Origin of the sequence: Anaeromicrobium sediminis, assembly GCF_002270055.1 — a bacterium.
GTDB classification, from domain to species: Bacteria; Bacillota; Clostridia; order Peptostreptococcales; family Thermotaleaceae; genus Anaeromicrobium; species Anaeromicrobium sediminis.
This window is the reverse complement of the sequence record NZ_NIBG01000001.1, coordinates 447,328-459,995: the sequence shown is the minus strand read 5'-3', so window position 1 is coordinate 459,995 and position 12,668 is coordinate 447,328. Positions and strand designations below refer to the sequence as shown.

Below are 12,668 nucleotides of genomic sequence, written 5' to 3'. Positions count from 1 at the left end.
TACTATAAGATAAAACACGAGTACGAGGAGGATACAAATGGCAATTTCATTATTAGAAAAAACAAGAAAGTTAAATAAAATATTACAACAATCAGGAAATGTACCTGTTTCTTTTTCAGAATTATGTAAAACTTTAAGTGATGTATTAGATTCTAATGTATATGTATCTAGTAAGAGAGGGAAAATTTTAGGGGTACATTTAGTAGATCCAAGTGAGAATCCAATAGTTTTTGATTCTGATACGGGAACGCAAAAATTTCCTACAGAATACAACGAACAATTACTAAAGATTTTGGACACAAAATATAATGTAACAGGAGAAAAAATGTTAGAAATATTCAAGTATGATACTGAAACTTCAAATAAGTTAGTCACTATAGTGCCTATTAATGGAAGTGGACAAAGGTTAGGAACATTAATTCTATCTAGAGTTGATAAGGACTTTGTGGATGAAGATTTAGTATTAGCTGAATACAGTGCTACAGTAGTAGGTATGGAGATCTTAAGAGCTAAAAGTGAAGAAATTGAAGAAGAAGCTAGAAAAAAAGCTGTTGTACAAATGGCTATAGGAACTTTATCGTATTCAGAACTTGAAGCTGTAGAGCACATATTCGATGAATTAGATGGAACGGAAGGTCTTTTAGTAGCTAGTAAAATAGCAGATAGAGTAGGTATTACAAGATCAGTAATCGTTAATGCCTTAAGAAAATTTGAAAGTGCAGGAGTTATAGAATCTAGATCACTAGGAATGAAAGGAACTCACATTAAGATTTTAAATGAAAAGTTAATTGATGAATTAGAAAAACTTAAGAAGTAATTTTGATAAAAACAATCTGGTTTTGTTAAATCAGATTGTTTTTTTAGTTTATAAGTAAAAGGTTTTGAGTGAGTAAAATCAAAGGTGGCAGACTGAAAATAAAGAAAATTCACACGTTGTTTATCCGTGTTTTTTCATAATAAAGACTACAAAATTGAAATAATTTACATTTGATGGTAATAAATAGTACTATCCTATCATTTGTGACAAAAAAGACGGCTAAATAGTAAAAAATGTATTATAATGTTAATAAAGGAAGAAGGAAAAAAGGTTATAACGTAGAATAATAAATAATAATCGAGAAAAATGTAAAAAAATGTTGAGGGGAGAAAATATCAATGTTAGAAAAATCTCTTAGAGGGATTAATATATTAGAAAAAACTTTAAATGCCAGCTGGGCAAGAAATAAAACCATATCTAATAATATTGCCAATGCAGATACACCAAATTACAAAAGAGAAACAGTGGAATTTGAATCAATTTTAAAAAATGAACTTTTTAAAGATGGAAGTATTGCAGGAACAACTACAAATGAAAAACATATTCCAATAAACAATAAATTTGGAGTAATTGGGATTAATCATCAGACAAAAAAAGATATGAACAGTACATATAGAAAAGATGGAAATAATGTGAATATTGATGTAGAAATGGCAAATCTGGCTAAAAATACTATTAAGTATAATATGATTGCACAGAGAATCTCAAGTGACTTTAAAAAAATGAAAATGGTAGTAAGAGACGGGAGGTAGTAATTAGTGGGATTATTTAGTTCAATAAACACAAGTGCGTCAGGTTTGACAGCCCAAAGGCTTAGAATGGATATTATATCTAAAAATATTGCTAATGCCAATACGACTAGGACGAGCAATGGTTCGCCTTATAGAAGGCAAATGGCTGTGTTTCAAAAAAAGAGTCCAAGTTTTGAAGAAGTTTTAAAAGGAGAATCAAACAGACAAAACCCAAGTGGTGGGGGAGTGGAAGTATCTGCTATTGTTGAAGATAAATCACCCTTTAGAATGATATATGAGCCAGGACATCCAGATGCAGATAAGGATGGATATGTGAAGATGCCCAATGTTGACATAGTGACAGAAATGATTAATATGGTATCGGCTACAAGGTCATTTGAGGCAAATATTACCTCAATAAATTCTACAAAGGGAATGCTTATGAAAGCATTGGAAATTGGAAAATAAACTGGAGGGCTTGGCTGTGAAAGTTAACAACTTAATGATTAATACCAGTAATGATTTGGAAAATAAAAAATCTAACAAAATAAGTGCAGATTTTGGCAATTATTTTAAGGATTATTTAAATAAAGTGAACGAATATGAGGCACAATCTCAAGAACTAGAAAAAAAAGCTGCTGTTGGAGAATTAGATAATATTCACGAGGTCATGATAGCGGCACAAAAGTCGGAAGTAGCTCTAGGGTTCATGATAGAGGTTAAGAATAAGGTTCTAGATGCCTATAAGGAAATAATGAGATTACAAGTATAGGAAGAAGTAGTGGAATGAGGTGAACCAATGGGCAACATCCTAGAACAGACGAAAAAACAGTTGGATGAATTTTATACTAATATGGATAAAAAACAAAAAATAAAAATTGGTGCTAGCGGACTTATAATAGTTTTAAGTATTACTCTGCTCATGTATTATCTAACTAGGCCCCAATATGTAACTTTATACGATGAATTAAATCCTAAAAAAGCAGGGGAGATAACTAAAAAATTAGATGAGGTTGGCATACCATGGAAAGATGATGAGACAGGGAATAGTATACTTGTACCTAAGGAATATAAGAACACGGCAAAAGCTCAACTTGCCATGGAAGGAATTCCTGGGGAGCGGTTTTCTTATGAAAGTATGCTTACAAATTCTAGTTTGACTATGACTAATGAAGAAAGAAAAAATAGATATGAAATTGCACAAACGAATTCTATTGCACAAACTATAGAAGCCATAGAGGGAATAACCTGGGCGTGGGTTGATTTAACAATTGCAGATGATAGCAACTTTATAACTCAGAATAAAAAATCTAAGGCATCTGTATTTGTGGAGTTAGAAGAAGGGTATAAGTTAAACAAAAAACAAGTGGATGGAATAGTGATGCTTGTAACAAATTCTGTTAAGAGTTTAGACCCAAAGGATGTATCAATTGTTAATAACAAAGGGGAAGTACTTACAAAGAGTGACAATGGAGAAGAATTTGATGCATCAAATCAATTGGCTTTGCAAGAAAAGGTTCAGAATGAACTACGAGAAGATATAACTGGATTTTTAGCTACTATCTATGGAAACGGAAATGTGGCCGTTATGGTAAATGCCAAATTAGACTTCGATAGTGAAGAAACAAGTGTATTGGCATATGAACCTCCTATTAAGGATGAAACAAATGGGTTAGTGAGAAGTATGAATGAGTCAAATGAAAAATCTGTCAATAACCCAATTAGTGGAGGGGTGCCAGGGATAGATTCTAATGAAGGGGAGATACCGGAATATTTAGAGAGAACCTCTAGTGGATCTGAGTATAATAAGAATAATAAAACTATTAACTATGAATTAAATGAAACTAGAAAAAAATTAGTTAAAGCCCAAGGGCAAGTAAAGGATATAACTGTTGCCGTATTAATAAACAGCAATATATTACCCGGGAAAGAGTTAACGGAAGAAAATAAAAATGAAATAATAGGTATAGTATCTGCTTCTGCTGGGCTAGATACTAAAGTTGTAAAAGTAATGGCGAAAAGTTTTGATAATACTATTGCTGATAGATTTGAAGAAATTAAAAATGAGAGAACTGGAATAACTGTATTAAAGGATATACCGGTTTGGGCTTTAGGAGTAATTGGAGTATTTATAATTGGTCTACTAGGATTTATAGCATACAGTATACAAAATAGGAAGAAAAAGCAAGAAACAGAAAGAAAAATGTCTACAGATCTACTAATAGACGAGGAATTTGATGAAATCGAAATAAGCGAAAAGTCTGAATACAAGAAGCAGATAAATAAGTTTGTAGAGAAAAATCCTCAGGCCGTATCTCAATTATTGAAAAATTGGTTAAATGAAGAGTAGGAGGAATGAAAATGGCTCGAAAAGGCGATTTGACAGGTAAGGAAAAAGCTGCAGTACTATTGATATCTTTAGGGCCAGATAAGTCAGCGAAGATATTTCAGCATTTAAGTGAGGATGAAATAGAGGAACTAACTTTAGAAATAGCTAATATGAGAAAAATAACATCTGAGGAAAAGGAAGATGTTTTAGGAGAATTTTATGAGATATGTTTAGCACAAGAATATATTTCAGAGGGTGGAATAAATTACGCTAAAGAAGTATTAGAAAAGGCCTTGGGTTCACAAAAGGCCTTTGATATAGTCCATAAATTAACGGCATCTTTACAGGTAAGGCCCTTTGACTTTGCCAGAAAAGCAGATGCTAATCAATTATTAAATTTCATACAAAACGAACATCCTCAGACTATAGCATTAATACTTTCTTATTTAGAAGCACACCAAGCTGGACAAATACTATCGTCTTTACCGCAAAATAAACAAGCTGAGGTAGCTAAGAGGATTGCTACTATGGATAGAACTACACCGGAAATAATTAAGGAAGTCGAATCTGTGTTAGAGGATAAGTTAGCTTCTATGGTGACTCAAGATTACACTTCAGCAGGTGGTATACAAGCTATTGTTGATTTACTTAATGCTGTTGATAGGGGAACAGAAAAGTTTATTATGGAAAAATTAGAAGTAGAAGACGTGGAATTAGCAGAAGATATAAAGAAAAGAATGTTTGTATTCGAAGATGTGGTTACACTGGATGGGTCATCTATCCAAAGATTCATGCGAGATGTGGATAATAATGATTTGGCTATTGCGCTTAAGGGAGCTACCGAAGAGGTACAAGAGATTATATTTAAGAATATGTCTAAGCGTATGGCTGAGATGATAAAAGAGGATATGCAATTTATGGGACCTGTTAGGTTGCGCGATGTGGAAGAATCACAACAAAAGATTGTTAATATAATTAGAAAATTAGAGGAAGCTGGTGAGCTTATAATTGCAAGAGGAGGAGGCGATGAGATCATTGTCTAGGGTCTATAAGTCTTCAGTAGTTAACATAGGAAATACTAAGGAATTAATAAATTATGAAAAAAATATAGTAGAAGAAATAGCTTTAACAGAAGAAAGAGAAATCTTTGATTATGATAGCTTGTACAAAGAAGAATATGAAAAGAAAATAGCTCAGTTAGATTTAATGATAGATGATAAGTACAAGGAAGCTGAAAAGAAAGCTCAATCTTTAATTGAAAAGGCTAAGGAAGAAGCTGAAGAATTAAAGAAAAAAAGTTATGATGAAGGATATTTAGAAGGTAAAAATGCTGGATTCAATGATGGATATGAAGGTGGGAAGAAAGAAGCTTCTCACCATATAGATGAAGCATTGGAAATAAAAAAGATATTATTAGAAGAAAAAGCGGTACTATATGAAAAAACTGAAAAAGAAGCTATAAATCTCATTGTGGATATAGCAGGGAAGGTATTAGATAAAGAGATGGATGAAAATGATGATTATATATTAGGCCTTGTGAAATCTGCCTTAGATAAGTGTGCCTATACAGAGGAAATAGTCATAAGGGTAAGTGAAGATGATTATGAGAATACAAAAGCTCTGGAAAATAAAATAATATGTTTAATTCCTAATGTGGAAAATATAAGAATCAAAAAGGATTCATCTTTAGAAAAGGGTAGTTGTATCCTAGAAACTAGTTCGGGTAGTATAGATTCAAGTGTACAAACTCAGTTTAATGAGATTAAAAAAATGTTTCATGACATGCTAGAGAGTGAGGAAAATGCCTAGATGATAAACTTTTTAAAGTATGAGAGTGCTTTGGAAAATATAGATTTAATAAAATATACAGGGAAAGTATCTAGGGTAGTTGGGTTAATGGTAGAGTCAAATGGCCCAGCTGTAAACCTAGGGGAGATATGTGAAATTTATCCACTGAAAAGTACAGGATGTATAAAAGCTGAAGTAGTAGGATTTAATGATTCCAAGGTATTACTTATGCCCTTAGGAGAAATGGATGGAATAGGACCAGGAAGTAGAGTAGTTGCAACGGGAAGGTCTTTAAGTGTAAAGGTTGGAGAAGAACTCCTTGGTAGGATACTAGATGGATTGGGAAATCCCATAGATGATTTAGGAACATTTGACACTAAACATATATATCCAGTTAATAATCAACCCCCCAACCCTTTAACAAGAAAAAAAATAAGAGAACCCCTATCTCTAGGAGTAAAATCCATTGACGGCTTACTAACTTGTGGAGTGGGACAAAGAATTGGTATATTTGCTGGTAGTGGTGTGGGTAAAAGTACATTAATGGGAATGATTGCAAGGAACACTAAGGCTGATATAAATGTTATAGCCCTTATAGGAGAACGTGGTAGGGAAGTAAGGGAATTTATTGAAAATGATTTGAAAGAAGAAGGTTTAAAGCGTTCCGTACTTGTAGTTGCAACATCAGATAAACCAGCTCTTGTAAGGATGAAGGGAGCATTAATAGCTACAGCCATAGCTGAATATTTTAGAGATCAAGGGAAAAATGTAATGCTTTTAATGGATTCCCTAACTAGATTTTCCCTGGCTCAAAGGGAGGTAGGATTAGCTGTAGGAGAACCACCTGTTACAAGGGGATACACGCCTTCTGTATTTGCTGCACTGCCAAAGTTGTTAGAGAGATCAGGAAATTCAAGTAAAGGGTCAATTACAGCCCTATATACAGTGTTAGTGGACGGAGACGATTTAAATGAACCTATAACAGATACGGTAAGGGGTATTTTAGATGGGCATATTGTTTTATCAAGAAAGCTTGCCAATCAAAACCATTATCCTGCCATTGATATATTAGCTAGCGTAAGTAGGGTTATGCCTAATATAGCAAGTTTAGATCATAAAAATAATGCCAATAAATTGAGAAATACATTGGCCACATTTAAGGAAGCAGAAGATTTGATTAACATTGGGGCATATGTACCAGGAAGTGATCCTAAAATTGATTATTCAATTAAAATGATTGATAAAATAAATGAATTTTTAAGACAGGGAATAGAGGAAGAGATAAACTTTGAAGAATCCATGATAGAACTAAATAACATATTTGATTAGGAGTGTGTGAAAATTGAATGGATTTAAGTTTAAATATGAAAATATTATACAAATTAAGGAAAGAATGGAAGAAGCTGCCAAGGGCAAATTGGCGGGGGCTCAGAAGGAATTGGATATTCAAAAGAATAAGCTAAATTCTTTGGTAGATGAGAAAAATAATTGCATTGGAACTATAAGTAATAGTGTAAAAGAAGGAACCAATGTGATTTTTTTACAACAATATAATTCGTATATGAACAATTTAAGTACTAATATAGAAAAAAAGGAAAAAGACATACAAGTGTGTAAAGGTATAGTTAATGAAAAAAGAGAAGAATTAGTAAAAGCAGTGAAAGAAAGAAAAATAATGGAGAAGTTTAAGGAAAAAGAAAGAGAAAAGTTTGTAGAATGGGAGAAAAGGCAAGAAGTACTTTTAGTAGATGAATTGGTTACATATAAGAATTTTAAAAGCAACTAGGGGGAGAAGATGTCTGGAGATAAGAAAGTAAAAGAAAAAAGTGGATTATCTACATTTAAAATAATAGGTATTGTGGTTAGTGTATTTACAATAATGCCCCTTTTAATATTTGGAGCAATATATAGTACCAATAAGACCTTTCAATATAATGCTAATAAGTACCTAAAAGAAGCTCCAGGTATGGTGGGCCAATACTTTGAAAGTATTCCTACTAAAGAGGAGAGAGAAGCACAAAAGGATATGGTAGCTAATTATTTTAATACATTAGATGTGAATACTGTTTCAGATAAACTGACAATTATACAGCAAGAAGATGAAGAATTGTACTCGGATTTAATTAAAAAGATGATAAGTATAGACAAGGAAAAGGCCAATCATGTATTAGAAAATATGAGGAACAAAAATATGAAAAAGGATATATTATTAGCCACTATTGATGAAATAGACAATACAAAGGAAAACAGTTTAAGAGATAGGGCAAAGTACTATGAAAATTTATCTACGGCAAATTTGGTAAATGAAATTAAAAGTCAAATAGAAAATAAAGAAGTGACTTATGAGGACATGGCAAAGACTATTGAGTACATGAAAGAAAAAGATGCTTTGGGGATTTTGGAAAATCTCGAAAAAACACAAGTGGATAAGTTTTTACAATATTATGATCCAGAAAAAAAAATAAAGTTCCTTAACGAACTAGCAAAAATGAAAAATAAAAAAGAAGAATTATTAAAGTATGCTAAAATATATAATGCGGAAAACGGAGAAAATTTAGTAGAAATTATAGGGAATACAAAAAAATACAAAATTAATGAACTATCTACTATATATAGAAATATGGATGTGAAAAAAAGTGGTGAAGTTATAGCTTTAATAGAAGATAAAGAGTTTATTTATGAACTATTAAATCAAATGAAAAATGATGAAATATTGGAAAATAATGAAGATACATTAACTCCTAGTTTAATGGAAGCTATAAAAATATATACAGACTATAATGAGAAAATAGGGGAACTTGAAAGAGTTTATTCAAAAATGGCAGAAGCGGATATTGCTAATATAATCGAAAAACTTTACACAAATAGAAATGGAGAAAAAACATTTCAATTAGAAAATGGACAAGTAATTAATATATCAGATAAAGATATAGCCATATCCTTATTAGGGAGATTAAAGCAACAAACAATAGGAAATGTCTTAGCTAATCTAGATACTAGTTTAGCATCAGATATATCAAAGGGATTAGCATTACCAAACTAGAAAGGAGGTGAGAATAGATGAATGTAAATTTCAATCAAAACTCATTTTTGGAAACTAATAATATTTTAATGGGCAATAGTAAGGACCCTATGGGCGTAAAGTTTAATAAAGATAATGATTTTAGAAAAAAATTAGATGAAGCCCATAAAAAAGCTGAACCTGAAAATAATGAAGTTAATGAAAAAAATGATAAAGTAAATAAAAAAAGTAATGATGATAAAAGTTCTGTTTCTAGTACTAAAAAATCTCAAAATGAAATTAATAAGGACAAGTCAATTAATGAGATAGAAGAAGAACAGGTGGATGGGAAAGAAAGCTTAAGTCAGAATATGGATGAGATTATAGGACTATATGAAGCTATACGTTCAATAGAACTTAATACTAGTGAATCAATTGATAAGGATCAGGTTATTGTTCAAGAAAATATTATGGCAAACTTGGAAGAAATAAAGAATCTACTAAGCCAAAATGACAGTTTTATGAACAATTCTGAGTTGTATGAAAAAATAAAGAGTATATTAGAAAATGAGTTAAATGGAGGTTCTTTACTAGAGTTAAATGCTGATGAAATGAAAAAAATTACAGGAGATTTATTAAAGAACATAAGAGAATATGCTCAAAATGATGAAGGCGAAGAATTGCAATTGTCATCTGATAATGAGATTAATAAGATTGTTGAACTAAATAAGGATAAAATCTCTCTTAAAAACAATGAGAAATCAGAAAGCGAAGGCAGAGAAGGAAAAAGAGAAAAGAATATCCAGTTCCAAGGTGAAAAGGTAGAAGAAAGTTTTTCGAAAAATGGAAAGATGGATATATATAATCTAAGAAATGAAAATATGAACATAAAGGATATACCTGTTATTGATCAGTTACCTAAAGTACAAAGTAATATAACTACACAAATAGATTCCATTAAAGTAATTGAACAGATAGTAGAAAAGGCTAGTGTAAACCTTAAGGAAAATGGTTCTGAAATGACTATAAACTTAAGGCCTGAACATTTGGGGAAAATCACCATGAAAATAGAGGTAGAAAGAGAAATGGTAGTAGCAAAGATAGTAGCTGAAAATCAAGTTGTAAAAGAAACCTTAGAATCTAATTTTCAAAATCTGAAAGATTCCCTAGAAGAAAAAGGATTTTCCATAGGTGAATTTAGTGTGGATATAAGTAAAGATGATTCTAACGAATCAGCTCAACAATTTATGAACTTTAAGAATAACAGAGGAAAATCTAAGATTCATATGGATGAAAACATAGAAGACACATTTAATGAAGCAAATGTAGATGTTATCCACTCAGGAACTATAAATAATCTAGGATAGGAGGCACAATATGGCTGTAAATGAAATTAAGGGTATATCATGGAATGAGTTCAATAATACGAATAATGTAACTCAAAACTCTACTAGTAATTCTGAAAAAAGTACCAGTAGCAATGACGCCTTAGGAAAAGATGCCTTTTTAAACCTATTAGTCACTCAATTAAAATATCAAGATCCATTAAATCCAATGGAAGATAAAGAATTTATATCTCAAATGGCTCAATTTAGCTCTTTGGAACAAACACAGAATCTAAATGATACTATGAAAGATTTTACAGAGAGAATGGAGTCCTATAATGGATTAAGCCTTGAAATACAAAAGTTAAATTATAATATAAACAAGGAAATGCTAGATATAATAAAAGATAACAATGGCGATGAAGGCAGTGAAGAAGGAGATAATGAAGGTAACACCGAAGGAACAACTCCAGTAGAAAGTAATAATGAGTAGGTGGATTTATTATGAGGATTAATAATAAACCTATAACTATCAGTAATTCAGTAATAAGAAATTCTAACTACCAAAACAAGAATTTTAGCAACATCCTAAAGGAAATAGAAAATAATAATAAGGTTAAATTTTCTAAGCACGCTAAAGAGAGAATTGAGAGTAGAAAAATTGATTTTAACAAAGAGGAAATTAATAAAATTGAAAATGCACTACATAAAGCAAAACAAAAGGGCATTAAGGATTCATTAATACTAATGAATAAAAAGGCAGTGATTGCCAATGTGGCAAGCAAAACTATAATCACTGTGGCTTCAGAAAATGATTTGACGGATAATATATTTACTAATATAGATGGGGCTGTAATCATATAGCTGGACCTTTTAAGGGGGCTTAGTCTTTGAATGATTGATAAGACAAATTACAGCAAATATAAGGAGGTCAAAAGACTATGATGCGTTCAATGTACTCTGCTGTGTCTGGACTTAGTGCACATCAGATGAAGATGGATATAATAGGGAATAATATTGCCAATGTAAACACGGTGGCATTTAAAGGGTCAAGGGTAACTTTTAAAGAAACTTTCAATCAAACTGTAAAAGGGGCCAGTGGAGCTGAAGGTGGAACTGGAGGTACTAACCCGGTTCAAATTGGATTAGGTGTAGATGTGGGAGCTATAGATGTGGTACATACTAGAGGATCTCTAGAAAGAACTGATAGGGCTACTGATATAATGATAAATGGAGAAGGATTTTTCATGGTATCAGATGATGCAAATGCATTAAATAGATATTATACAAGGGCAGGAAATTTCTTAGTTGATGGGGACGGTAACCTAGTTACTCAAGATGGATTTAAAGTTCTTGGCTATATGGCCGATGAAACTGGAAATTTAAAAAGTAGTATAGAAGGGCTTAAGATAGATTTCTCGGCAGTTTATCCGCCACAAGCTACAAAACCATCTAATCCACCTATTCCAGGAGAAGATATAGTAACATTTACAGGAAATTTAGATTCTAACACAAAGGAATTAAGTGATATAGATAATACTGCTAAGGTAATAGCAGCTAATGGTGATGATGCCATATACAATTGGGATGAGGAATTGAGTAAATCAGTGGGACATCCCGTATACACTCAAAAAAATGAAAAATTATCAGAAGCACTAGGCAGAGAGACTACGGTACAAGTCTTTGATGATTTTGGTAATGTACATCAGGTTAAGTTAATGTTTACAAAGATGAGTTCTACAGCTGGTAGCGATCCAACAAGTACATGGCAAGTAGATGCCTTCTATTTAGATGACGATGGTGCTATGCTAGTGGATGGAGAAACAAATGGACCATATACGGATGGAAAAGCTCCAACAGGAGGAGACGGGTTTAAAGCAGACACCTTTACATTAACTTTTGATAAAGATGGACAAGTAAGTTCAGTTGATACTAAGATGGACTTTACTATTGGAACTGATTTAACGGCAGGGGCAAGTGCATTATCATTTAGTATGGATCTAGCTAAACTTACTCAATTTGCCGATGCATCCAATGCGTCCGCAACTAAAATAAAGGGTTACCCTCAAGGGAAAATTGATGGATATTCCATATCTCCAAGTGGTGAGATTGTGGGAAGTTTTTCGAATGGACAAAGGAGAGTACTAGGGCGAGTTGCACTGACAAATTTCAGTAACCCTGCTGGTCTTCAAAAGACTGAATCTAATATGTTTATAAAGACTAGAAACTCAGGAGAAGCTGTTGTAGGCTTGCCAGGAGCCAATGGATTTGCTCAATTAAATCCTGGAGCATTAGAAATGTCTAATGTGGACTTAGCTAGGGAGTTTACAAATATGATTACTACTCAAAGGGGCTTTCAAGCAAATTCTAAGATAATATCCACAACAGATGAAATGCTTCAAGAGTTAGTAAATATCAAAAGGTAATAATTAGTTGCAGGCTTTAAAAAGCCTGCAACAAATAAAGGATGATAAGATGATTAGGCTAAAAAAATTAAATGGGAAAGATTTTATTCTCAACTGTGAATTAATAGAATCTGTAGAAAATAATCCAGATACTACAATCACTTTAATATCAGGAAAGAAAATAGTAGTTTTAGAAGAAGATAGTGAAATAATAGAAAAAATATTAAAATATAAAAGAAAAATTTATAACAATTTCACTGTAGAACAATAAT

General features: G+C 32.0%; 15 protein-coding genes. All 15 read left to right on the top strand.

Going from position 1 to position 12,668, the window contains the following annotated elements; translation table 11 throughout:
* Positions 1 to 37: 37 nt before the first annotated feature.
* On the top strand, positions 38 to 817 hold the full coding sequence (codY, locus tag CCE28_RS02285; protein WP_095130537.1) for a GTP-sensing pleiotropic transcriptional regulator CodY: 780 nt from the start codon (positions 38 to 40) through the stop codon (positions 815 to 817).
* Positions 818 to 1,155: 338 nt separating this feature from the next.
* Complete coding sequence (gene flgB / locus CCE28_RS02280) at positions 1,156 to 1,569, top strand: flagellar basal body rod protein FlgB (RefSeq protein WP_095130535.1); 414 nt, start codon at positions 1,156 to 1,158, stop codon at positions 1,567 to 1,569.
* Between the two features lie 6 nt (positions 1,570 to 1,575).
* The gene (gene flgC, locus CCE28_RS02275; protein ID WP_095130533.1) at positions 1,576 to 2,016 is read left to right on the top strand and encodes a flagellar basal body rod protein FlgC; all 441 of its coding nucleotides are present in this window, start codon (positions 1,576 to 1,578) and stop codon (positions 2,014 to 2,016) included.
* Positions 2,017 to 2,032: 16 nt separating this feature from the next.
* Complete coding sequence (gene fliE, locus CCE28_RS02270) at positions 2,033 to 2,320, top strand: flagellar hook-basal body complex protein FliE (protein WP_095130531.1); 288 nt, start codon at positions 2,033 to 2,035, stop codon at positions 2,318 to 2,320.
* Positions 2,321 to 2,347: 27 nt separating this feature from the next.
* Positions 2,348 to 3,898 (top strand): flagellar basal-body MS-ring/collar protein FliF, encoded by a 1,551-nt coding sequence (fliF, locus tag CCE28_RS02265; RefSeq protein WP_095130529.1) that lies wholly within the window; start codon positions 2,348 to 2,350, stop codon positions 3,896 to 3,898.
* A 5-nt stretch (positions 3,899 to 3,903) separates the two neighbouring features.
* Entirely contained in the window at positions 3,904 to 4,920 is a 1,017-nt protein-coding gene (gene fliG, locus CCE28_RS02260; protein ID WP_456297858.1) for a flagellar motor switch protein FliG, read from the top strand.
* The gene (locus CCE28_RS02255) at positions 4,904 to 5,686 is read left to right on the top strand and encodes a FliH/SctL family protein (RefSeq protein ID WP_095130526.1); all 783 of its coding nucleotides are present in this window, start codon (positions 4,904 to 4,906) and stop codon (positions 5,684 to 5,686) included. The genes fliG and CCE28_RS02255 overlap by 17 nt, the downstream gene beginning before the upstream one ends.
* On the top strand, positions 5,687 to 6,994 hold the full coding sequence (gene fliI / locus CCE28_RS02250) for a flagellar protein export ATPase FliI (protein WP_095130524.1): 1,308 nt from the start codon (positions 5,687 to 5,689) through the stop codon (positions 6,992 to 6,994).
* 13 nt (positions 6,995 to 7,007) lie between these two features.
* Complete coding sequence (gene fliJ / locus CCE28_RS02245) at positions 7,008 to 7,451, top strand: flagellar export protein FliJ (RefSeq protein ID WP_095130522.1); 444 nt, start codon at positions 7,008 to 7,010, stop codon at positions 7,449 to 7,451.
* 9 nt (positions 7,452 to 7,460) lie between these two features.
* Positions 7,461 to 8,708, top strand: coding sequence for a hypothetical protein (locus CCE28_RS02240; RefSeq protein WP_095130519.1), 1,248 nt, complete (start codon positions 7,461 to 7,463; stop codon positions 8,706 to 8,708).
* Positions 8,709 to 8,725: 17 nt separating this feature from the next.
* Positions 8,726 to 10,033, top strand: coding sequence for a flagellar hook-length control protein FliK (locus tag CCE28_RS02235; protein ID WP_095130517.1), 1,308 nt, complete (start codon positions 8,726 to 8,728; stop codon positions 10,031 to 10,033).
* Between the two features lie 10 nt (positions 10,034 to 10,043).
* The gene (locus CCE28_RS22840; RefSeq protein ID WP_095130515.1) at positions 10,044 to 10,484 is read left to right on the top strand and encodes a flagellar hook assembly protein FlgD; all 441 of its coding nucleotides are present in this window, start codon (positions 10,044 to 10,046) and stop codon (positions 10,482 to 10,484) included.
* Positions 10,485 to 10,495: 11 nt separating this feature from the next.
* Entirely contained in the window at positions 10,496 to 10,855 is a 360-nt protein-coding gene (locus CCE28_RS02225) for a TIGR02530 family flagellar biosynthesis protein (protein WP_095130513.1), read from the top strand.
* A gap of 77 nt (positions 10,856 to 10,932) precedes the next feature.
* Positions 10,933 to 12,417, top strand: a complete 1,485-nt coding sequence (locus CCE28_RS02220) for a flagellar hook protein FlgE (protein WP_095130511.1) — start codon at positions 10,933 to 10,935, stop codon at positions 12,415 to 12,417.
* 49 nt (positions 12,418 to 12,466) lie between these two features.
* The gene (locus tag CCE28_RS02215; RefSeq protein ID WP_095130509.1) at positions 12,467 to 12,667 is read left to right on the top strand and encodes a flagellar FlbD family protein; all 201 of its coding nucleotides are present in this window, start codon (positions 12,467 to 12,469) and stop codon (positions 12,665 to 12,667) included.
* The last annotated feature ends 1 nt before the right edge of the window (position 12,668 follow it).